The sequence below is a fragment of the Kitasatospora sp. NPDC093550 genome (assembly GCF_044764985.1).
Classification (GTDB): Bacteria; Actinomycetota; Actinomycetes; order Streptomycetales; family Streptomycetaceae; genus Kitasatospora.
Map to the genome: position 1 here is coordinate 108,769 of NZ_JBIWJF010000001.1, position 21,221 is coordinate 129,989.

Here is a 21,221-nt window from a genome sequence, read left to right on the forward strand (position 1 = left end):
GTGGAAGGGTCAGGAACGGGCGGACCGGAGGACCTCGCGCATGGGCAGGTCCGGTCGACGTGCGAGTGCCGCGATGGCGGCGGTGAAGGCTCCGGCGAACTCGCGGACGGTCTCGTCCGCGTACTCGGACCGGTAGTGCAGGGCGGTGAAGTGCAGCGTGGCGCCGTCCCGCAGCAGCCACATGTGCAGGCCCGGGGAGTCGGCCGTCTCCGGCAGGGCCACCGGCTCGACCACCAGGTCGCCGAGCCGCAGCGACCTGCCCCACAGCTCGTTGAACATGAAGTAGACGCCGGGCTCCTTGCGGAAGCCGCTGGGCACCTGGGGCCACATCGCGCGGCGGACGTACCAGGCCGGCATGTCGCCGTGCAGGGTGGCCGCGAGCGCCGTCTCCGTGACGAGGCCGACGAACCGGTCGAAGGGCAGGTCCAGGTCGACGTCGGTGGTCGGGAAGACGCCGTTGGCGAACCAGCCGACGGTGTCCTGGAACTCCGGCTCCAGCCGGTTGGCGGAGCTGGTGAGCAGGGTGACCCGGGAGCGCCCGGTCCGGTGGGCGACGAGGGCCTTCAGCGCGGCGATGGTGACGCAGTACGGCGTCGCCCTGAGCGTGCGGCAGACGGCGTCCAGCGCCTCGGTGACCTCGGCCGGCACCTCCAGGTGGAGGGCGGCCGGGTCGGACAGCCCCTCGTCGGCGCGGTAGCCGGGGAGGCGGGTGGCGATCGACGAGGGGTCGCTGCCGAGCCGGGACTTCCAGTAGTCGGCCACCTGGTCGACGCGGCCGCGCTCGTAGCGGTCCCACTGCCCCGCGGACCAGTCCGCGTAGCTGCCGGCCGCGGTGAGCTGCGGCTCCTCCCCGGCGAGCAGGGCGGCGTACGCGGCGCCGAGGTCGGCGGTGAGGACGTCCAGGGACCAGCCGTCCGCGCCCATGTGGTCGAAGACCAGCGCCAGGTGGGCGTCCTCGGGGCCGGACCGCACCAGGTGCGCCCGGACCAGCGGTCCGGCCGCCCGGTCGAAGGGCCGGCGGACCTCCAGGTCGAGGATCCGCAGGGCCTCCGCCGAGCGCTCCTCCTCGGGCAGGCGGCGGACGTCCTCCACGTACAGCTCGACGGGGGCGTCGGGCCGCACGTGCTGGCGGACGGTGCCGTCCTGCACCCGGAACGCCGTGCGCAGGGACGGGTGTCGAGTGATCAGCGCGTGGAGCGCGCCGTGCAGCGCCGTCAGGTCCAGCGGGCCGCGCAGCCGGTAGGCCACGTGGAACTGCAGGGCCGGCGCCTCCGGGTCGTCCAGGCTGGACAGCAGGGCCCACTCCTGGGCCATCGAGGCCCGGCCCTGGTGGTCGAACGCCGTGCCGGGGAGGTCTTCTGACGTGCGGTCGGCTCGACGCGCCTCGTCCACGCGGTCCGCGAGTTCGCGGACGGAGCCGGCGGTGAACACCGACCGGGCGGACACCCGGACCCCGAGCTGCTCGGCGGTCCGCTTGATCACCCGGAAGGCCAGCAGGCTGTTGCCGCCGAGGTCGAAGAAGTTGTCGGTGGGGGCGACGTCCCGGGTCTCCAGCACCTCGCGGTGGATCCGGAGCAGGGCGTCGAGGGTGGAGTCGGCGGGAGCGGGGGATTGATGCACTGTCACGGACGGGTCTCCAGCTTGGGGTTCCCGAATGCGGACCGGTAGAAGTCCGCAAGGAGTTCGACTGCGGAGTCCCGCAGGAATGACGTGTGTCCGCCCTCGGTCAGGACGCAGGAGAAGTATCCGGCGGTCCGCCGCGAGAGCATCCTGGTGCGCTCGCCCTCGGGGACGACCGTGCTTTCTCTGGCTATCACCGATAGCACGGGTATTCCGAGAAATCCGAGGACATCGATCAGATGGCTGTAATCATAATGCCATTTGAGGAAACTCGCCTCTGCCCATTCGTCGGCCTCGTAGCGCTCCATGAGCGGTTCGAAGGCCTGATCGAGGAGGGCGACGCTGGCAATCCTTTCAGGCCCCAGGCAAACACCGATCAAAGCCGCGACCAAGGCTCCGTAAGAATGTCCGACCACATGCACCGGACGGGGCAGGGAATCGGCGATCCGTTGCACATCCGCGGCGAAATCCAATGGCGAATAACCCCAGGCCGGAGCCGGGCTCGCGCCGTGCGCGCGAAGTGCCGGGTAGACCGCGACCGCGCCGGCCGGGCAGAGCGCGTCGCCGAGGGGGCGCAGCGCGGTCTTGTCGTCCCCGAAGCCGTGCAGCAGCAGCAGGGAGCCGGGGGCGGCGCCGCCGGAGGCGGTGCCGGGAACGCGGTCGAAGTCGAGCAGCCGGACGGATCCGATCGCCGCGAGCTCGGGCGGTGCGGCGGGTGGCGGTGCGGCGGGTGGTGTCGGTGCTTGCCGGGGGCGCTGGGGGGCGCCCGGGGTCATCCGAGCTGCGAGGTCGGTCGGCCGAGGCCGGGCGGAACCGTACCGGTCGGCCACACGCCGCCGCGGTAGGAGCCGGCCGCGGTCGCGCCGTACAGCGACGCGTACCCCTCGGGCAGCGCGGGGCTGCCGGGGAAGGCGAGCCAGAGCCGCAGCAGCAGGCGGCCGCGTCCGCCGCCGTCGCCGGTGAAGGCGGTGCGGGCGTGCAGGACGGAGAAGTTGTTGATCAGCTGCAGGTCGCCCTCGCGCAGCTCCATGTCGAGCGCGACGCCGGGGCGCCGGAGGATCTCGTCGACGGCGTCCATCGCGGCCAGCTGCCGCTCGGTGAGCCGGGGCGCGCTGTCGTGCCGCTGCGAACCGGTGATGAAGCGGCGCACGTAGCGCATCGCGAAGTCGCCGTCCGTCCGGCTGAACACCGGGATTCCCGACCACGGCTGCTCGCCGGGCTGCTCCTCGCCGCGCCGGTCGTTCGGGAAGGGCTCGTACAGCTCGGCGAGCAGTTCGGGGTGCTCGGCGAGCAGCAGGTCGTGCACCGTCCTGGACGAGGCGAGCCTGCTCAGGCCGCCGGAGCGGGCCGGGCGGATGCACAGCAGCCCGATGACGTCGGTGCGGTCGACGTGGAAGGGGAGTTCGGCGGAGCTCTCGTAGCCGCGCTGGACGGGGCTGGAGATGTCGGCGCCGCGGTCCTCGACCCGGCCGAGCAGATCGCCCTTGCCGCTCTGCGAGACCGGCCGGCCGAGCAGTAGTCCGAGCAGCCAGTACGCCGTCTCGGCCTCGCGCGGGTCCTCGCCGGTCACCGGGAACCCGGTGACCACGACGGCCCCGGGGCCGTCCAGCCGGGCGCGGAGTTCGGCGGCGAACGCGGTGCTGTGCGGCAGATCTGCCGGTCGTGGTGCCGCGAGGTCGGGCCCGCGGTTCGCGGCTATTTCGGCGCGGGCCGCGCCGACGAGTTCGGCGGCTGCTTCGGGCGGTAACGGTAGCCGCCAGAGCCCTTCGTCCTTCGCGAGGGATTCCCCCCACCAGCCGTCGCCACATGCACGGGGTTGGTCCATTGCTGCCCCCAATACTGATGAAATTTATCGTCGGATTTGCGTGGTGATTCCGAGAAAAATAATCGACTCAGTTCGTGACATCGCTGCGGCTCGACACTAGGTCGGGCCCATCGAGGCGTCTATGTGACGTACGTCACTCGCTCGGAGTCAGCCATCCGTGGCCCGATCCCGGTGGATCATGTCTTGACCGCGTCAATCGCAAGATCTACCGTGGAACGCGAAAGGCGCCTCCCGAGCTTGGAGTTGCTCCGGTAGGAGCGCCGCTTTGCGGGAGTCACCGGGGGGTTGATGTGTTCTGCTCCAGACCCGGGCGCCGGCTGCCCACGAACGACTCGGTCCGGCCCGCGGGCCGTTGAATTCCGCCGAGTCGGGCCCCGCAGCGGGCCGTGCCGGCAGGGCGCTCCCGGGCGGTGGTCACCACCGCACCCCCACGACCCGTCTCCGGGCCGTCGTCCCCGGACGCCGCCCGGCCCCGCTCGGTCCCGCTCCGCTCCGCCTGTCAGCGCCGTCCGGTCGCCGATACCCCAGGAGAAGCATGTCCCGCCGCCTGTTCACCTCGGAGTGCGTGACCGAGGGCCACCCCGACAAGATCGCCGACCGGATCGGCGACACCGTCCTCGACGACGGCCCGTTCCGCTCCTCGCTCACCTGGGAGGACGGTGCCGTCCTCGCCGTGGACCAGCGCGCGCTGCCGCAGGAGCACCGGGTGCTGCGGCTGGAGACCGTCGACCAACTGATCGACGCCATCCGCTCCCTGGCCGTGCGCGGCGCCCCCGCCATCGGTCTGGCCGGGGCGCTCGGCGTGGCGCTGTCGGCGCACCGGCACCGCACCGGGGCCGACGGTGCGGTGGACGAGACGGCGGTGCGGGCCGACAGCGCCCGGATCGCCTCGGCCCGGCCCACCGCCGTCCACCTGGCCCGGGCCGTCGAGCGGGCGCTCGCCCGGCTCGCCGAGGGGCCCGAGGCCGTCCTGCGGGAGGCCGTGGCGATGCAGGCCGAGGACGCCGCCGTGAACCGGGCGGCCGTGCGGAGGGCCGCCGACCTGGTGGTGGCGCTCACCCCGGACCGGCCGCTGCGGATCCTCACCCACTGCAACACCGGCCGGCTGGCCACCGCTGCGGTCGGCACCGCCCTCGGCACGATCCTCGAACTCGCCGCCCGCGGACGGGTCTCCGACGTGCTGGTGGACGAGACCCGCCCGCTGCTGCAGGGTTCGCGCCTGACCGCGTGGGAGCTCGGCGAGGCCGGGGTGCCGTACCGGGTGTGCGTGGACTCGGCGGCGGCCGCCGCGATGTCCCGCGGGCTGGTGGACTGCGTGCTGGTGGGCGCGGACCGGATCGCCGCCAACGGCGACACCGCCAACAAGATCGGGACGTACGGCCTGGCCGTGGCGGCCGCCCGGCACGGCATCCCCTTCGTGGTGGTCGCCCCCGAGTCGACCTGGGACCGCGAGCTGCCCGACGGCAGCGGCATCCGTATAGAGGAGAGGGAGGCGGCGGAGGTCACCGCCGTCGCCGGCGCGCCGGTCGCCCCGGCCGGCGCGGCCGTCTTCAACCCCGCCTTCGACGTCACGCCGGCCGAGCTGATCACCGCCGTCGTCTCGGACCGGCAGGTCTTCCGGCCGGCGGCCACCCCGGCCACCCCGGCCACCCCGGCCACGGCGGGTGGGCCTCGGCCGGTGGGCGAACTGGGCGAACTGGGCGAACGCGTCACGGAGTTGCTCACCTCCTTCGCCGACCACCCGAAGCCCGGGATCGTCTTCCGGGACCTGGCCGGCGTCTACGCCGAGCCGGGCCTGGTCGGGCGGATCGCGGACGGGATCGCCGAGGCCTTCGCCGGGCGGTTCGACTCCGTCCTCGCCATCGAGTCCCGCGGCTTCGTGCTCGGCGCGGCACTCGCCGCCAGGACCGGGGCGCCGCTCGTCCTGGCCCGCAAGCCGGGCAAGCTCCCCGGCCCGGTCCACCGGGCCTCCTACAGCCTGGAGTACGGCGAGGACCTGCTGGAGCTGCAGAAGGGCGCCGTCCGGCCCGGCGAGCGGGTGCTCTGCGTGGACGACGTGCTCGCCACCGGGGGCACCCTCGCGGCCGCGACCGCCCTCGTCACCGACGCGGGCGCCGAGGTGGCCGGGCTGGCCGCGGTGGTCGAACTGCTCGGCCTCGGCGGAGCGCAACGGCTGTCCGCCCACCGCCTGCTGACCCTGAGCCGGGTGCCCGCGTGACCGCCCCCGCCGCGACCGCGGCCGCCTCCGACACCGAGCGCGCGACCACGGGAAGCCGGCTCGCCGAGCTCTCCCGCGACCTCTACCGGCGCGGCTGGATGCCCGGCACCGCCGGGAACATCTCCGCCCTGCTCCCCGGCGACCGCCGCGCCCTGATCACCGCCAGCGGGCGGGACAAGGGCGAACTGACCGCCGACGACATGGTCCTGGTGCACGCGGACAGCGGCCGGCCGCTCGCCCCGGGGGCCCTGCGCCCCTCCGCCGAGACCTCGATCCACGCCGCCGTCTACCGGACCACCGGCGCCGGAGCCGTGATCCACGTCCACGCGCCGTACGCCACCGCGACGGCCAGCCGGTACCGCGGCGACCGGGTCCGCCCGCTGCGGCTCGAACACTTCGAGCTGCTGAAGGGGCTCGGACTGGCCGACCCCGCCGGGACCGACCTGCCGGTGTTCCCCAACTGGCCGGACGTGGGCCGGATCGCCGACGACGTCGCGGACCACCTGGCCCGCACCCCGCAGGCCCCGCCCGGACTGCTCATCGCCCACCACGGCATCACCGCCTGGGGGCGCGACCTCGCCGAGGCCCGCAACCGGCTGGAGTGCCTGGAGGCGATCTGCCAGCTCCTGGTGCTCGGCACCGAGCCCGCCGGCCCGGCCACCCACGACCCCGCCGGCCCGGCCACCACCGACCCGATCGGGCGGGCCGCCACCGACCCCGCCGGCCGGGCCACCACCGACCCCGCCGAGGAGAACAGCCGATGACCCTGCTCCAGATCATGCCCGAGCACGCGCCCGGGGACGTCCTGCTGCGCACCGGCGACGAACACCGGATCGCCGCGGCGCTGCGGGAGTGCGGTGTCGAGTTCCGCCGGTGGGGCCTGCGGCGCGCGCTCACCGGCACCGACTCCGCCGAGGACGTCCTCGCGCTCTACCGCGCCGAGGTGGACGAGCTGTGCGCCCGCGAGGGGCTGCGGGTCGTGGACGTGGCCCGGCTCCTGCCCGAGCCGGGGCCGGAGTGGGAGGAGAAGGCGCGCCAGGCCCGCTCGACGTTCCTGGCGGAGCACCGGCACGCCGAGGACGAGGTGCGCTTCTTCGCCCACGGCGCGGGCTGCTTCTACCTCCACGTGGACGGCAAGGTGTACGCGGTGGTCTGCACGGCGGGCGACCTGCTCTCGGTGCCGGCCGGCACCCGCCACTGGTTCGACATGGGCGGCCGCCCGGAGTTCGCCGCCGTCCGCTTCTTCAAGGAGAAGGACGGCTGGGTGGGCGACTTCACCGGCGACACCATCGCCTCCCGGTTCCCGGACCTCGACGCGCTGCTGGCGGCGGACGCGTGATCACGGCCACCGCGCGGGCGGCCGTCCTCGACATCGAGGGCACCACCGGCTCCGCCGCGCACGTGTACGAGGTGCTGTTCCCGTACGCCCGGGTCCGGCTCGCGGACTGGTTCGCGAGCCACCGCGACGACCCGCGCCACGGCGAACTCCTCGCCGAGGTGGGCGAGGCGACCGGCACCGCCGTGGACGAGGCGGGGGCGGTCGCCGCGCTGACGGCCTGGGCCGACGCCGACGTCAAGGCCGCCCCGCTCAAGCGCCTCCAGGGGCTGATCTGGTCCGAGGGCTTCGCCGACGGCACCCTCACCGGCCACGTCTACCCGGACGTGCCACCGGCCCTGCTCCGCTGGCGGGCCGCCGGCATCGACTGCTACGTCTACTCCTCGGGCTCGGTGACCGCCCAGCGGGACTGGTTCGGCCGCAGCAACGAGGGGGACCTGTCCGGACTGCTGCGCGGCCACTTCGACCTGGCCAACGCGGGAGCCAAGACCGAGGCGGCCTCGTACCGGAGCATCACCCGGGCCATCGGCACGCCGCCGCACCTCACCGTCTTCCTCAGCGACCGCGTCGGCGAGCTCGACGCGGCCGCCGCCGCGGGCTGGCGGACGGTGGCGGTGCGCCGCCCCGAGGACCCGAGCACGCCGATGGGCGAACACCCGCTGGTGAGCGCCCTGGACCAGATCCGGCTGACCGCCCCCGCACCGGATCCCGTACCCGCCCCCGCACCGGCCGGGCCGACCGGCCCGGGCTCACCGACTCCCCGAGACGAGGACTCCCGCTCATGACCACACCAGCCGACCAGGTGGCCGAGATCGCGGTGATCGGTGGCAGTGGGTTCTACCGACTGCTCGAAGGCGCCGAGGAGATCAAGGTCAGCACGCCGTACGGCGACCCCTCGGAGACCGTCTCCGTCGGGACGGTGGCCGGCCGCAAGGTCGCCTTCCTGCCCCGCCACGGCCGGGGCCACGCCCTGCCCCCGCACCGGATCAACTACCGCGCCAACCTCTGGGCCCTGCGCTCGCTCGGCGTCCGCCGGGTGCTCGCCCCCTGCGCCGTCGGCTCGCTGCGGCGCGAGCTGGGCCCGGGCAGCATCGTGGTGCCCGACCAGCTGGTGGACCGCACCTCGGGGCGGGTCCAGACCTTCTACGAGGAAGGCGCGGTGCACGTCTCCTTCGCCGACCCGTACTGCGCCGAGGGCCGGGCCGCCGTCATCGGGGCGGCCGCCACGACCGGCGACGCCGTCACGGACGGCGGCACGATGGTGGTGATCGAGGGCCCCCGCTTCTCCACCCGCGCCGAATCCCGGTGGTACGCCTCGGCCGGCTGGTCGCTGGTCAACATGACGGGCCACCCGGAAGCCGTCCTCGCGCGCGAACTCGCGCTCTGCTACACCTCGGTGGCCCTGGTGACCGACCTCGACGCCGGGATCGACGCCACCGAGAGCGTCGACCAGGAGGAGGTCTTCAAGGTCTTCGCCCGGCACACCGAACGCCTGCGCGCGCTGGTCCTGGAAGCGGTGGCCGGCCTCCCCGCGGAGCGGAACTGTCCCTGCTCCGGCGTCCTCGACGGAGTGACGCTGCCCTTCGAACTTCCGTAACGCCCCAGGGCCCGTCCGGCGAGCGACCGCCGGACGGGCCCTCGGGCGTGTCCCGCGGAGCCTTGCCCACCCGCGCGCCCGGCGCGCACCGAACGACAGGGAGACAGATGCCGAACTCCAGGACAGCGGGGCTCTGGCGGTCGATGGTGCCGGAGCCGGGACCGGTCCGGCCGCTCGCCGTCGCCGCGCTCACCAGCCGGGCCGGCCGCGGCCTCTTCACCACGGTGCTGCCGCTCTACCTGACCCGGGTGGTCGGCCTGCCGGCCTCCCAGGTCGGCATCGGTCTGACGCTCGCCTCGCTGGTGGGCCTCGCCGCCGGGATACCGGCGGGCTACCTGTCCGACGTCCTCGGCCCGCGCGGGCTGCGGGCCGTCGCGCGGGTCGCCGAGGCGCTGCTGCTCTGCGGCTACGTGCTGTTCGACAGCTTCGCCGGATTCCTGGTGGTGGCCTGCCTGGTGACGCTCTTCGAGTCCTCCGGCCTCGCCGCCGAGGGCGCGCTGATCGCCGGATCCGCGAAGCCCGAGCAGCGGGTGCACACCCGCGCCTACCTCCGGGCGGTCAACAACGCCGGCTGGACGCTGGGCGCCTTCATCGCGGGCGGCGCCCTGCTGGCCGACAGCCGGCGGGCGTACCTGGTGGTGGTGCTGGTCGCCGCCGGGTGCTACCTGGTCTCCGCGGCGGCGACCATGAGGGTGCCGGCCGTCCCGCCGGTGCCGCGGACGAAGGACGGCCCGCGCTGGGTCGTCCTGCGCGACCGCCCGTTCGTCCTGCTGACCATGCTCAACGCGGTGCTCGGCATGAACCTGGGCCTGTTCACCGTGGCCGTGCCGCTCTTCATGACCACCCGCACCCACGTGCCGGTGGCGCTGTACTCGGTGCTCGTCCTGATCAACACGGTCGCGGCCACGGTCTTCCAGGTCCGCGCCAGCAAGGGCTCCGACACCGTGCCCGGAGCCGCCCGGGCCCAGCTGCGCGCCGGGATCCTGCTGGCCGGCTGCTGCGTGCTGTTCGCCCTCGCCGACGGGCGGGGCTCGTGGCTCGCCGCCGCGCTGCTGCTGGCCGGCGCCGCGGTGCACGTGGCGGGGGAGCTGTACCAGTCGGCCGGTGCCTGGGGGCTGTCCTTCGAACTGGCCCCGGAGCACGCGGTCGGCCAGTACCAGGGGATGTACGGGGTCGGCCGCGACCTCGGGCAGATCCTCACCCCGGTGGTCGCCACCGCCGCGATGGTCAGCTGGGGCTGGGCCGGGTGCCTGCTGCTCGGCGCGATGTTCCTGGCGGCGGGAGTCGCCGTGCCGCCCGCGGCCCGCTGGGCCGAACGCCGGACGGCCCGGATCGCGGCCCCGCAGGAGGCCGCCGTCTGACCGCCCGTGGCCCCGCCCGCGACCGCGCCCGCCCGTGATCGTGCCGCACGCGACCGCGCCCGCCCGCGACCGTGCCGCTCGTGACCGCGCCCGCCCGTGACCGTTCCCCTCCGGCGAAGTGAGAGTCGATGGCTGTCGTACTGTCAGTTTCGGGAAGTCCCTCGTCACACTCCCGCACCACCGGACTGCTGCGCCACGCGGACGCGGTGCTGGCCGCCCGGGGGCACACCGTCCTCCCGCTGGACGTCCGCGACCTGCCCGCCGACGCGCTGTTCGGCACCGACCCGGGCCACCCCGAACTGGCCCGGGCCGCCCGGCTGTTCGAGCTGGCGGACGCCGTGGTGATCGCCACCCCGGTCTACAAGGCGGCGTACTCGGGGCTGCTGAAGTGCCTGCTGGACCACCTCCCGCAGCACGCCCTCACGGGGAAGACCGTCCTGCCGCTGGCCACCGGGGGGTCGACCGCGCACGTCCTCGCCATCGACTACGCGCTGCGCCCGGTGCTGTCCTCGATGGGGGCGTTCCACGTCGTCCAGGGCTGGTTCGTCCTGGACCGCTGCATCACCGTCGACGAGCGGGCGGGCGTGACGGTCGAGGACGCGGCCGAGGCCGGGCTGCGGGAGGTGCTCGACCGCTTCTGCGCGGCGCTCGGCGGCCGGGTGCTGTCGCCGGCCGCCCCGGCCGATGCCCGCTGACCGCGGCGTGTGCCGCCCGCGATGTCCGCGGCACACGCCGTCGGTCGGCCGGTCAGCCGGCCGGGGCCGGGGTGGTGCCGGGGGCGTTCTCCGGCCCCGGCACCGGCCCCGACTCCGGAGCCGGCTCGACGCTCGCCGCGAACCAGTCCACCAAGTCCTGCAGGAGGAGGGACAGTTCCTCCTCGTCCGCCGCCGAGACCACCGCGTGTCCGGCCCGGGTCTGGGGAGCGGCGCCGACCTCGTTGCGCAGGCCCTCGTCCAGGGCGCAGAACACCACACCGGGACGGGCCATGACCTCCTCGCGGGCCGGCATCGCCCGGAGCGCCCCGGGCGGAGCCGGCAGGCACACCGCGCCGAACACGACGCCGTCCGGGTAGCCGGGCTCGGCGGTCAGGGCGGCCGGCCGGCCGAGCACCATGCGGGCCCACTCGTCCCGCAGGTTGACGCGGAAGGCGTGCTGGAAGAGGTCGTCGATCCACAGGCCGCCCACCCGGGCCGCGCACTCGCCGAACACGACGCTCCCGTCGGGGGCCTGGAAGGCTTCGAGGTGGAACACCCCGTCCTGGTACTCCAGGGCCTTCAACGCCGTGGCGGCGAGGGAACGCATCGACCGGTAGAGCTCCGGGTGCCGGTCGGGCCGGACGGCCGAGCTGCCGACCAGGCCGCCGTCGTGCATCCCGAGGACGTTCTGCAGGTACCGCGACACGCCCAGGACCAGCACCTCGCCGTCGCGCACCAGACCGTCGACGTGGAACTCCGTGCCGCGGACGAACTCCTCCAGCAGCCACGGGCCGCCGCCCGACGCGGACGCCTCTTCCAGGCATTCGCGGAGGTGATCGGGGCCGAGCGTGACGAAGGTGTGGTGCTGACCCTTTCCGTCGATCGGCTTGAGTACCCGGGGGAATTCCAGTGAATCGAAATCCAGGACCCCGGAGGAATCCACCGTCTCGCACGCGGCGGTCGCCACGCCCGCTCCCCGGACTTTCCGCTTCTGAATGAACTTGTCGCGCATGCCGAGCGATTTCACCGCAGCGCCACGGCTGAAACCGTAAAGGTCGGAAATGGCCGCGGCCGGCACGACGCAGAACTCCAGGACGCTGCAGACCGCGTCGAATTCACCGACCGGGACCTCGGCGCGCTCCAGGCCGCCGAGGATGGCCGATACGTTCGTCGGGTCGGTCACGGCGACCGTCGACACGCCTGCTGCCTGGGCTTTTGCGATGTCTCCAGGGGCCACGGCGCAGGTGACGCGCGCCCCGGCGCGGGTCAGTGCGGCCACCGCGCGGGGCATCCAGCCGATGTGGAGAACATGGGGGAGCTGCTTCATCGATATGCTCCAGAGTTCGGGAGAAACGCCTTCGCGGCGAAATTCCGATTGCCCGGTGGATGCTAACAGCCGGTCTTGTGGCGCGCCATCGCAAGCAATCGAAAAAATGCGAGTGACCCACGCCACACGGGGCTCCGGTATTGTCCGCTCGGCTTCTTGGGTAGCTTTGCCATCGCCGCCCGGGGAGGCGGCCGGCGGGTCCGGTGGATCCGGCGGATCCGGTGGGCCGATTGCCCGCCGAGGCCGGCCGCATTTCGAGGCCCGGTGGAACGAAGCCCGGTGGACGAGGCTCGGCAGAACAGCCTCCGAAGCCCCGGCATTCCAGGCCCGCGCGGCCGCATCCGACACCGCGCCACCGCATCGACAGGAGGACTTCGTGCCCACGGAACACGATCAGGACCCCGGTCCCACGCTCGGTGAGGTGCTGGGCTCGTTCCGGCCGGCCGGTCCGCCCGGAGCCGAGGTCCGCGACCGGCGCCGGCGGCTGGCGGACTTCGTCCGGGCCGCCGAACCGCGGGTCCACCGGGCGCCGGCGGCGGACCGGGAGCGGATGCGCCGGCTCCTGGGGTGGGACGACGAGTCGCTGCACCGGTTCGTCTCCTCCCCGATGGTCGTGCACACCTCGACCCACGCCAGCCTGAACGCCTACGCCCCGATGCTGGCGTTCCCCTGGTACGCGCTGCGGCTGATCAGCCGGGCGACCGGTGCCGCCGACGGCGGTACCCACCTGCGCACGCTGCTGACGCACAACAACGTCACCGACCACCGCTGGAAGCCCAACTCCTGGTGGCGCTGCGACCGCAACGGCCGGCTGGTGCGCACCCAGGTGCTCAGCCAGCGGCCGCGGTTCCGGCACCAGATCCTGCTGACCCAGCCCGTCCCGGAGATCACCGCGGACGACCTGGCCCCGACGGACGTCGAGGCGCTCGACCTCGCCCGCCACGCCACCAACTTCGCCTACTTCGCGATGATCTACCGGATCTCGCTGGAGCGGCAGCTCGGGCTGCACGTCCCGGGCGGGACCGTCGAGGTGCCCATCGACATGATGAACACCTTCTCGCTCACCACCGGCGACTACGACGGCTGGGTCGACGCCCTCTACGACGGCGGCCACGGCCTGCGCGGCATCGGCGCGGACAACAAGCTGCGGGACCTGCCGCGCGAGAGCGCCGCCGCGCTGGCCCCGCCCGAGGCGCTGGACCCGCGCTCGACGCTCATCTGCCCCAACTACATGAACCTCGGCCACTCCTACCGGATGTCCGTGAGCGCGACCATCGGCGCCGACCGGATGACCTCGTACGAGGCGGAGATGGGCGAGGTGCTGTCCCGGTTCTTCGGGGCGCTCGGCGAGGAGTTCGACCGTCCGCAGTTCCTGGGCGTCTCCCGCACCGAGATCGACCGGCTCGCCCCCCTGCCCGACCGGCTCGTGGCGGACCTCGCGGACCTGGGCGGCCAGCCGTCCTTCCCGCTCTACGCGGCGGCCTACGGGGAGCGCCTGGTGCCCGCGCTCGACGCGGCCCTGGAGCTCCCGGTGGGGAGCGTCGCGACGATCAGCGCGCGCACCGCGGGGGACCGGGCACTCGCCTGAACCCGCGCGCCGCCGCGGGCCACCGGGAGCCGCCCCGGGCCACCGTGGGCCACCGTCCGCCACGCACCGAGTCCCCATCGAGTACCCATCGATCGAGAGGAAGCACCGCAGTGACCAGTCTTGACCAGCACGGCGTCGTCATCCGCCGCAGCGAGCTGACGTTCACCGAGGAGGACGGCTGCCGGGTGAGCCGCCCGGTCGGCCCGCACGTGGACGCCCGCTTCGTCTCCGTCGACATCGTGCGCATCCCGCGCGGTGCCAGCTGGAAGCCGGAGGTCTACCGGCAGGAGGAGACCACCGCCATCGTGTTCGAGGGCACCGGCTCGGCCCAGGTGGGCGACGGGACCAGCCCGATGACCAAGGGCTCGACGGCCTACGCGCCGACCGGCCGGCAGCTCACCTTCACCGCCGAGAGCGACGAGCTGACCGTGTACTTCTGGCGGGCGGTGCTGCCCGAGGGCAGCCCCCGCGGCTCCGACCCGAAGCTCTTCAACACCGTGTACGACACCTCGAAGGGCATCCACAAGTTCGCCGGCACCGGCGAGATCGCGCCGGTGGACAACGAGCGGCGCGCCTACATGAACTTCCCGCACTGGCCCGGCAACGGCTGCGCCTACCTGTGCATCAACAGCGGCATGGGCGCTCCGGGCAACACCTTCAACATCCACGCCCACCCGGGCGCCGAGGACGCGCTGTTCGCCCTGGAGGGGAGCGGACAGTTCTTCCTCGGCGACCGGTGGCTCGACATGGAGCCCGGCGACGGCGTCTTCGCCCGCGCGGGCGCCCTGCACGGCACCCGCAACCCCGACCGGCCGGGCGCTCCCGAGCTGTTCGTCTCCGTCGGCGGGCCGGTCCCGTACGACCGGGACCTCTACCGTGCGGCGGGCCTGTCGCCCGAGCTCGTCTAGGACCCGTGCCCCCCGTGCCACCCGGGGCGGGCCAGGACGGTCTTCCCTGCCCTGCCCCGCCCCGGTCCGCCGGGGTGACGGTCCGTCGATCGAGCTGAGACGCAAGGCGAACCACCACCGGAACCAGAGAACAGACCCAGAGAACAGACCCAGAGAGAAGGTGCGTCCGATGCCCGTGGTCACCGTGGACTGGTGGAGCGGCGGCAAGCAGGAGAGCCGGCGCGAACTCGTCGAGGAGGTCACCGCGACCGTGTCCAGGATCGCCGGCTGCCCGCAGGACGCGGTCACCGTGATCATCCGCGACGTGGAGCAGAGCCACTGGGGCAAGGGCGGCCGACTCGCCTCGGACAACTGACAGTTCGACGTGACGCACGGCGACCGCCGGAGCGTCGGAAAGGCACAACGATGGCCGTTTCTGAACAGGTCGGTGCGATCGTCCGAGCGGCGGACCTCACCTTCCGCCCGGAGGCCGGGTGCTCGGTGGCGACCGCGGTCGGCCCGGACCTCGGCGCGAGCATCATCCGGCTCGACGTCGTCCGGGTCCCCGCGGGCGGACGGTGGGAGCCGGCGGAGTCGGCGGACGAGGAGAACGTCGTCGTCGTGTTCACCGGCTCCGGCGAGGCGCGCTCCGGTGAGGCCGGGGCGCGGGTGGCCAGGGCCGACGCGGTCTACGCCCCCACCGGCGAGCGGTACGCCCTCGCCGCGGCGGACACCGACGGTCTGACCGCCTACGTCTGGCGCACCCGACTGCTGCCCGGCCGCGCGCACGGGTCGCGGCCCGCCCGCTTCAGCAACCTGTGGCGCACCGACACCCAGCTGCGGGGCTTCGGCGGCACCGGCCAGGTGGCCGCGTCCGACCGGACCGCGACGATGAACTTCCTGTTCTGGCCGGGCACCGGCACCCCCCAACTCTGCCTGCACTGCGGAGTGATGCAGCCCGGCGAGTACTTCAACGTGCACGTCCACCCCGAGAGCGAGGAGGCGTTCATCGCCTTCGAAGGGAAGGGGCAGATGTACCTGGCCGACCGCTGGATCGACGTCTCGCCCGGGGACGCGCTGTTCGCGCCCCCCGGCGTCCCGCACGGCACCCGGCACGACGACGAGGACCCGGCCGCCGCCCGGTTCGCCACCTGCGGCGGCCCGACCCCCTTCGACCCGGTCCTCTACCAGCGCGCCGGAGTCCCGGCGCGGGTGAGGTGAGGCGCCGGTGTGCAGGATCTTCGGACACTTCGACGCCCGGGTCACCCCGCACGAGCTGAGGACCGTCTCCGCCGCCCAGCGCCACGGCGGGCCGGACAGCCAGGCCCGGGCGGTCGGCCCCGGCTGGGCGCTCGGCATCAACCGGCTGGCCATCATGGACCCGGTCGGCGGGCGGCAGCCGTACCGCCTCGGCGAGCACATCACCGTGGTGTTCAACGGCGAGATCTACAACCACGCCGAGCTGCGCCGGCGGCTGGTGGCCCGCGGCCACCGGATCGCCGACGACTGCGACGGCTCCGTCCTGCCCGCGCTCTACGCCGAGTACGGACCGGCCTTCACCGACCACCTCGACGGCATGTACGCCATCGCCGTGATGGACCTGCGCCAGGAGCCGACGCTCCTGCTGGCCACCGACGACCTCGGCATGAAGCCCCTCTACTACCAGTGGGACGCGTACCGCAGACAGCTGCACTTCTCCTCCGAACTGCCGGCGCTGCTCGCCTTCCGCGACGTGCGGGCCGCCGTCTGGGAGCCCGGCCTCGACGAGTACCTGTCGACGAAGACCCCGTTCGGCGAGCAGACCATGTTCGACGGGATCCAGGTGCTGCCGCCGGCGGCCACCGTGCGGGTCAACCGCTCGGGCGGGTTGCGGATCCACCGGCGGTCCGTCCCGGCGGACCCGGAGCCGTCCACCGGCCCGGGGACGAGCACCGACCCGGCGGCCGCCGCCGAGCGGGTGCGCGCCCTGCTGCGCGAGGAGACGCAGCGGCTGCTGCTCGCCGACGTCCCGGTGGCGGCGATCACCAGCGGCGGGCTGGACTCCAGCCTGGTCTCGGCGCTGGCCGCCGAGGCGGCCGACGCCCTGCACAGCTTCAACATCGCCTACACCGGCCGGTGGCCCGGCGACGAGCGGCACTTCGCCCGTGAGGTCGCTGTGCGCAACGGCACCCGCCACCACCAGGTGGAGATCGACCCGGAGACCTTCCCCGACCTGCTGCCCGACGTGGTCTGGCACCTCGGCCAGCCCAACGCCGACCCGATCACGCTCAGCACCTACGCGCTGTTCGCCGCGGTGCGCGACGCGGGCTTCACCGTGGCGCTCACCGGCGACGCCGCCGACGAGCTCTTCGGCGGCTACGACCGGATCCGCGCGGCCGTGGAGACCCCGGCCGGCGAGGACTGGATCACCGGGTACGTCGACGCCCTCGCGGCGGTGCCGGCCGCGCTGCGCGGCGAGCTGTACACCGCCGAGTACCGCCACTACGTCGCGGCCCGGGGGCCGGCCTCCGAGCGGATCGCCGGTGAACTGGCCGCCTCGGGCAGCGGAAGGATGGAGGCCCTGACCGCCTTCGAGGTCGGCCGGCGGCTGCCCGCCTACCACCTGCGGCGGGTCGACCACCTCAGCATGTCCGCCTCCGTGGAGGTGCGGCTGCCGTTCTGCCAGCCCTCGGTCCAGCGGTACGCCAGGTCGCTCCCGGCGGGCCTGAAGATCGCTCCCGGCCGGGGCAAGGACGTGCTGTACCGCGCCGCCGACGGACTGCTCCCCCGGTCGGTGCTCGACCGGCCGAAGCAGCCGTTCACCCTGCCGATCACCGCCATGATCGCGCCCGGCGGGGCCCTGTACGGCTTCGCCAGGGACGTCCTGTCCCCGGCCGCCCTGCGCTGCCAGGGACTGGTCGAACCGGCCCGGGTGGACCGGCTGTTCGACGAGCAGGCCACCCGGCCCTCGGACCGGTCCGCGCTGGCGCTGTGGTCCCTGATGATCCACCAGCTGTGGATCGAGCAGTTCTGCGCGGCCCCCGGACGGAAGGCGGACGAAGCGCCCGCCCTCCCCGGCGACGGGACGGCCGCGTGATCGGGTACATCGCCCAGGCGGACGGCGCGCCGTGTCCGACCCTGGTGCTCGACGCCGCCGAGCTGCGCGGGGCCTTGCCGTCCGGGGCCCACCTGCCCGGGACCGACCTGCCCGGGGCCGGGGCCGAGGCCGAACTGCGGGCGGCGCTCACCGGGGTACGGGAGTGGCTGGTGGCGACCGGGCGCGCCGACGTGCTCAAGATCGCCGTCGTGGCGCCGTCCCCGCACCCGCTGTTCGACCTGGACTACCGCTTCGTGCAGTGCCTGCCGGACCGGCTGGACGCGTTCGACTTCCAGGGCAGCTGCGGCCACTCGATCCTCGCCAGCCTGGTCGTCGCCCACGCCCGCCGGTGGCTGCCGCCCCCGGCGCCGGGCGACCGGGTCCGGTTGCGGATCCTCAACAACGGGGACCAGATCGTCTGCGAGGTCGACGAGTCGCGGCGCCAGGGCGGCAGCTTCACCATGTACTTCGTCCAGCCGCCGGGGCGTAGCACGAGCCGGGTCCTGATGACCGGCCGTCCGGTCGACCGGCTGACCACCCCCTCCGGCGGGTACGAGGCCTCCCTGGTGTCCCTCGGCAACCCCTACGTCTTCGTCGACGCGAAGGAACTGGGGATCGGATCGCAGCGCGAGCTGTTCGAGGCGGGCGACGAGGTCTTCGACGAGCTGCTGCGGATCCGCCGCTCGGCCTCGGCCCTGCTGGGCCTGCCGGACACCAGCGTCTTCCCCAAGGTCGCGATGGTGGGGGCCTACGGTCCCGGCCTGCTGAGCGCCCGCGCCATCAGCGTGCCGCGCTGGCACCCGACGCTGGCGCTGACCGGCATCACCTGCCTGGCCGCCGCGGTGACGGCCGCCGGCACCGTGCCGGCCCGGCTCTACGAGGAGACCGGGGGACGCCCGCCGCAGGTCGGGATCGCCACGCCCGGAGGCGGCGCCAGTGCGACCGCCAGGGTCGAGGACTCGCCGCGGGGGCCGGTCCTGCCGTGGGTGAGCGTGAGCCGGAAGCAGGCTCGGATCCGGTCCGGTCCGCTGGCGATCGCGCCGCCCGGCGGCGGGGACGACGCCGCGACCACGACGAGGAGACTGAACGGTGCCCTTCACTGAAGCCATGACCCGCGCGGACGCCGCGTCCCGACCCGACGACCGGGAGGCGCTGCGCGAACGGTACGCGCCGCTGTACCGGACGCTGGAGGCCGAGGCGGCCGCCGCGGACACCGCCGGCGAACTGCCCGAGCGGGTGCTCGACGCGCTGCGCTCGTCCGGGATCCTGGGCGCGGCCGTCCCGCGCGAGTACGGCGGCCAGGGCGGCGACGCCGTCCTGACCAACCGGCTGGTCGAGCAGGTGGCCGGCCTCGACCCCTCCGTCTCGATCATCCTGTTCCAGCACTTCGCGGTCAGCGCCCGGATCACCGAGTGGGGGACGCCCGCCCAGCGCGCCCGTTACCTGCCCCGGCTCGCCGACGGCTCCTGGCTCGCCGCCTCCGCGTGGAGCGAGAGCGGCGCCGGCGCCGACAAGCGCAACATCGCGACCAAGGCCGTCCGGGTCGCGGACGGCTGGATCCTCGACGGCGCCAAGGCCTTCACCACCGGCGCGGGCCTGGCGCAGGTCTACCTGGTCCTCGCCCAGTCGTCCGAGCCGGGTGCCGGAGACCTGGTGTACGGCAGCGACGGGCAGAGCTTCTACCTCGTCGAGGCCGACAACCCCGGACTGGCCGCGGACACCAGCCTGGACCTGGTCGGCATGCGCGCCTCCGCCACCGGCTTCATCGAACTGCGCGGCTGCGCGGTGCCCGAGGACGCCCTGCTGGGCCCGGTCGGGAAGGCGGCGACGATCATCGCCGGCGTGCGCGAGTCGGGAGCCACCCTGGGTGCCGTCGCGGTCGGCATCGCCGACGCCGTCTACCGGATGGCGCTCGCCAAGGCCCGTCAACAACGCCTGACGGAGCAGCCGTTGACCCGGCACCGGCTGTCCGACCTGTCCGCCCAGGTGGAGAGCGCCCGGGCGATCGTCGAGGCCGCGGGCCGGCGGGAGGGGCCGGACCCCGGCCTCACCACGCTGCGCAGCAAGGTGGTGGCCTCGACCCTGGCCGAGGAGATCTGCCTGCAGGTGCAGCGCTACCTCGGCAGCGCCGGCTTCGTCGCGGGCCACCCGGTCAACCGGCTGGCCCGGGACGTCCGGGCGGTCTGCCTGATGGGCCCGACCAATGACCTCTGCCGTCAGTTGATCTCCGTGGAGCAGCCCTCATGACCGAACACGACGTCCCGTACGACCTGGTGATCCGCGGCGGCCGGCTGGTCACCCCCGAAGGGGTCCGGCCGGGCACCGTCGCGGTGCGCGGCGGCCGGATCGGCGCGCTGCTGCCGGCGGACGCCCCGGTGACCGCCACCGCGACCATCGACGCGGCCGGCCGGCACGTGCTGCCCGGGGTGATCGACTCCCACGTCCACTTCCGCACCCCCGGGCTCACCCACAAGGAGGACTGGGCGCACGGCAGCCGGGCGGCGGCCGCGGGCGGCGTCACCACCGTGATCGACATGCCCAACACCCAGCCGCCGATGCACGATCCGAAGGACGCCTGGGCCAAGGCGGCGCTCATCGAGGGCACGTCCCTGGTGGACTACCGCTTCCACATGGGCGTGGGCGCGGACACCGTGGACGCCCTGGTCGACCTCGACCCGCGGGTGGCGACCTCCGTCAAGGTGTTCATGGCCGGCCACCACACCGCGCCGCACGTCATCCACGACCCGGCGGTGCTCGCCAAGGTCTTCGAGGTCGCGGCCGCCGGCGGACTGCGGGTGGTCCTGCACGCCGAGGACGGCGGTCTGTTCGACCTCCTCGACGGCTACCTCCCCAGCCCCACCAGCTACCGCGCCTACGAGCCCGCGCGCCCGCGCACCGGCGGGATCGTCGCCGTCGCCCGGGTCATCGAACTGGTCCGCGCGTACGGCACCGCGGCGCACGTCCTGCACACCTCCTCGGCGGAGGAGTGCGACCTGCTGATGGCCGCCCGGGAGGCCGGCCTGCCGGTCACCTTCGAGGCCACGCCCCACCACCTGTCCTTCACCCGCAACGACATCACCCGCCTCGGCGCCCGCATCCGGCTCAGCCCCGCCATCCGCGAGGAGCGCGACCGGGAACGGCTGTGGGAGGCGCTCATCCAGGACGGACTCGCGACCCTCGGCAGCGACCACGCCCCGCACACCGTCGAGGAGAAGACCAGGCCCCCGGCGGACGCGCCGCCCGGACTGCCCGGCGTGCAGGAACTGCTGCCCGCCGTCTTCACCGGGATGCGGCAGCGCTGGCCCGACCGCCCGGTCGACGACCTGCTGACCCAGCTCACCCGGTTGGCCAGCGCCCGCCCGGCCGAACTCTTCGGCCTGGGGCGCAGCAAGGGCCGCATCGAGGTCGGGTACGACGCCGACCTGGTCGTCTTCGACGCCGACGCGACCTGGTTCATGACGGCCGACGACGTCCGGTCCAAGTGCGGCTGGTCGGCCTACGAGGGCGCCACCCTGGTCGGCCGCCCGGAGACCACGATCCGCCGCGGCGAGGTCATCTGGGACCGCCGCACGGGCGAGTTCGGCACCCCGGACGGCCGCTGGCTCACCGGCGACGGGCACTAGCGGCGCCGGGCAGAAGGCGCGGCGGGGGGAGCGGGCCCGCCCGGCGCGCGACCCCCGCTCCCGGGCGG

At 74.0% G+C, this 21,221-nt stretch carries 19 protein-coding genes; 15 read left to right on the forward strand and 4 right to left on the reverse strand.

Going from position 1 to position 21,221, the window contains the following annotated elements; all coding sequences use genetic code 11:
• Positions 1-9 precede the first annotated feature (9 nt).
• Genes ACIRD3_RS00455 through ACIRD3_RS00465 form a run of 3 tightly spaced genes read right to left on the reverse strand, consistent with a single transcriptional unit; the run spans position 10 to position 3,445 of the window.
• Entirely contained in the window at positions 10-1,626 is a 1,617-nt protein-coding gene (locus tag ACIRD3_RS00455) for a condensation domain-containing protein (RefSeq protein ID WP_402209334.1), read from the reverse strand.
• A complete protein-coding gene (locus ACIRD3_RS00460; protein WP_402209336.1) occupies positions 1,623-2,396 on the reverse strand; it encodes an alpha/beta fold hydrolase in 774 nt (257 codons plus the stop codon). Before ACIRD3_RS00460 ends, ACIRD3_RS00455 begins: the two co-directional genes overlap by 4 nt.
• Positions 2,393-3,445: a TauD/TfdA family dioxygenase gene (locus ACIRD3_RS00465; RefSeq protein WP_402209338.1), complete on the reverse strand. Its 1,053-nt coding sequence runs from the start codon at positions 3,443-3,445 to the stop codon at positions 2,393-2,395. The genes ACIRD3_RS00460 and ACIRD3_RS00465 overlap by 4 nt, the downstream gene beginning before the upstream one ends.
• 535 nt (positions 3,446-3,980) lie before the next feature.
• Between ACIRD3_RS00465 and mtnA the strand changes: the two genes are divergently transcribed.
• From mtnA to ssuE, 7 genes are all read left to right on the forward strand, one after another.
• Complete coding sequence (gene mtnA, locus ACIRD3_RS00470) at positions 3,981-5,663, forward strand: S-methyl-5-thioribose-1-phosphate isomerase (RefSeq protein ID WP_402209340.1); 1,683 nt, start codon at positions 3,981-3,983, stop codon at positions 5,661-5,663.
• Positions 5,660-6,427 (forward strand): methylthioribulose 1-phosphate dehydratase, encoded by a 768-nt coding sequence (mtnB, locus tag ACIRD3_RS00475; protein WP_402209342.1) that lies wholly within the window; start codon positions 5,660-5,662, stop codon positions 6,425-6,427. Before mtnA ends, mtnB begins: the two co-directional genes overlap by 4 nt.
• Positions 6,424-7,002 carry a 1,2-dihydroxy-3-keto-5-methylthiopentene dioxygenase gene (locus tag ACIRD3_RS00480; protein WP_402209343.1) on the forward strand — a complete coding sequence of 193 codons (579 nt, stop codon included), beginning with the start codon at positions 6,424-6,426 and terminating at the stop codon, positions 7,000-7,002. Before mtnB ends, ACIRD3_RS00480 begins: the two co-directional genes overlap by 4 nt.
• Positions 6,999-7,784, forward strand: coding sequence for an acireductone synthase (gene mtnC / locus ACIRD3_RS00485; RefSeq protein WP_402209345.1), 786 nt, complete (start codon positions 6,999-7,001; stop codon positions 7,782-7,784). Before ACIRD3_RS00480 ends, mtnC begins: the two co-directional genes overlap by 4 nt.
• Positions 7,781-8,596 carry an S-methyl-5'-thioadenosine phosphorylase gene (locus ACIRD3_RS00490; protein WP_402209347.1) on the forward strand — a complete coding sequence of 272 codons (816 nt, stop codon included), beginning with the start codon at positions 7,781-7,783 and terminating at the stop codon, positions 8,594-8,596. Before mtnC ends, ACIRD3_RS00490 begins: the two co-directional genes overlap by 4 nt.
• Before the next feature lie 107 nt (positions 8,597-8,703).
• Positions 8,704-9,957 (forward strand): MFS transporter, encoded by a 1,254-nt coding sequence (locus tag ACIRD3_RS00495; protein WP_402209349.1) that lies wholly within the window; start codon positions 8,704-8,706, stop codon positions 9,955-9,957.
• A gap of 128 nt (positions 9,958-10,085) precedes the next feature.
• Positions 10,086-10,652: an NADPH-dependent FMN reductase gene (gene ssuE, locus ACIRD3_RS00500; RefSeq protein WP_402209351.1), complete on the forward strand. Its 567-nt coding sequence runs from the start codon at positions 10,086-10,088 to the stop codon at positions 10,650-10,652.
• Between the two features lie 52 nt (positions 10,653-10,704).
• On the opposite strand, the gene ACIRD3_RS00505 is transcribed toward ssuE, so the two are convergent.
• The gene (locus ACIRD3_RS00505) at positions 10,705-12,105 is read right to left on the reverse strand and encodes an acetyl-CoA carboxylase biotin carboxylase subunit family protein (protein WP_402209353.1); all 1,401 of its coding nucleotides are present in this window, start codon (positions 12,103-12,105) and stop codon (positions 10,705-10,707) included.
• A gap of 250 nt (positions 12,106-12,355) precedes the next feature.
• Between ACIRD3_RS00505 and ACIRD3_RS00510 the strand changes: the two genes are divergently transcribed.
• From ACIRD3_RS00510 to ACIRD3_RS00545, 8 genes are all read left to right on the forward strand, one after another.
• Positions 12,356-13,567 (forward strand): hypothetical protein, encoded by a 1,212-nt coding sequence (locus ACIRD3_RS00510; RefSeq protein ID WP_402209355.1) that lies wholly within the window; start codon positions 12,356-12,358, stop codon positions 13,565-13,567.
• A 110-nt stretch (positions 13,568-13,677) separates the two neighbouring features.
• On the forward strand, positions 13,678-14,475 hold the full coding sequence (locus tag ACIRD3_RS00515; protein ID WP_402209357.1) for a cupin domain-containing protein: 798 nt from the start codon (positions 13,678-13,680) through the stop codon (positions 14,473-14,475).
• A 169-nt stretch (positions 14,476-14,644) separates the two neighbouring features.
• Complete coding sequence (locus ACIRD3_RS00520) at positions 14,645-14,830, forward strand: 4-oxalocrotonate tautomerase family protein (RefSeq protein ID WP_402209359.1); 186 nt, start codon at positions 14,645-14,647, stop codon at positions 14,828-14,830.
• 50 nt (positions 14,831-14,880) lie between these two features.
• Positions 14,881-15,675: a cupin domain-containing protein gene (locus ACIRD3_RS00525; RefSeq protein ID WP_402209361.1), complete on the forward strand. Its 795-nt coding sequence runs from the start codon at positions 14,881-14,883 to the stop codon at positions 15,673-15,675.
• 7 nt (positions 15,676-15,682) lie between these two features.
• Positions 15,683-17,530 (forward strand): asparagine synthase (glutamine-hydrolyzing), encoded by a 1,848-nt coding sequence (asnB, locus tag ACIRD3_RS00530; RefSeq protein ID WP_402209363.1) that lies wholly within the window; start codon positions 15,683-15,685, stop codon positions 17,528-17,530.
• Positions 17,527-18,633, forward strand: coding sequence for a PrpF domain-containing protein (locus tag ACIRD3_RS00535; protein ID WP_402209365.1), 1,107 nt, complete (start codon positions 17,527-17,529; stop codon positions 18,631-18,633). The genes asnB and ACIRD3_RS00535 overlap by 4 nt, the downstream gene beginning before the upstream one ends.
• Positions 18,620-19,777: an acyl-CoA dehydrogenase family protein gene (locus tag ACIRD3_RS00540; RefSeq protein ID WP_402209367.1), complete on the forward strand. Its 1,158-nt coding sequence runs from the start codon at positions 18,620-18,622 to the stop codon at positions 19,775-19,777. Before ACIRD3_RS00535 ends, ACIRD3_RS00540 begins: the two co-directional genes overlap by 14 nt.
• Positions 19,774-21,153, forward strand: coding sequence for a dihydroorotase family protein (locus ACIRD3_RS00545; RefSeq protein WP_402209369.1), 1,380 nt, complete (start codon positions 19,774-19,776; stop codon positions 21,151-21,153). Before ACIRD3_RS00540 ends, ACIRD3_RS00545 begins: the two co-directional genes overlap by 4 nt.
• The last annotated feature ends 68 nt before the right edge of the window (positions 21,154-21,221 follow it).

Excerpts from the sequence above, each read along its gene's own strand:
- ACIRD3_RS00460 (WP_402209336.1), bottom strand. The coding sequence starts at position 2,396 with ATGACCCCGGGCGCCCCCCAGCGCCCCCGGCAAGCACCGACACCACCC.
- ACIRD3_RS00465 (WP_402209338.1), bottom strand. The coding sequence starts at position 3,445 with ATGGACCAACCCCGTGCATGTGGCGACGGCTGGTGGGGGGAATCCCTC.
- mtnA (WP_402209340.1), top strand. The coding sequence starts at position 3,981 with ATGTCCCGCCGCCTGTTCACCTCGGAGTGCGTGACCGAGGGCCACCCC.
- ACIRD3_RS00480 (WP_402209343.1), top strand. The coding sequence starts at position 6,424 with ATGACCCTGCTCCAGATCATGCCCGAGCACGCGCCCGGGGACGTCCTG.
- ACIRD3_RS00490 (WP_402209347.1), top strand. The coding sequence starts at position 7,781 with ATGACCACACCAGCCGACCAGGTGGCCGAGATCGCGGTGATCGGTGGC.
- ACIRD3_RS00495 (WP_402209349.1), top strand. The coding sequence starts at position 8,704 with ATGCCGAACTCCAGGACAGCGGGGCTCTGGCGGTCGATGGTGCCGGAG.
- ssuE (WP_402209351.1), top strand. The coding sequence starts at position 10,086 with ATGGCTGTCGTACTGTCAGTTTCGGGAAGTCCCTCGTCACACTCCCGC.
- ACIRD3_RS00520 (WP_402209359.1), top strand. The coding sequence starts at position 14,645 with ATGCCCGTGGTCACCGTGGACTGGTGGAGCGGCGGCAAGCAGGAGAGC.
- ACIRD3_RS00525 (WP_402209361.1), top strand. The coding sequence starts at position 14,881 with ATGGCCGTTTCTGAACAGGTCGGTGCGATCGTCCGAGCGGCGGACCTC.
- ACIRD3_RS00545 (WP_402209369.1), top strand. The coding sequence starts at position 19,774 with ATGACCGAACACGACGTCCCGTACGACCTGGTGATCCGCGGCGGCCGG.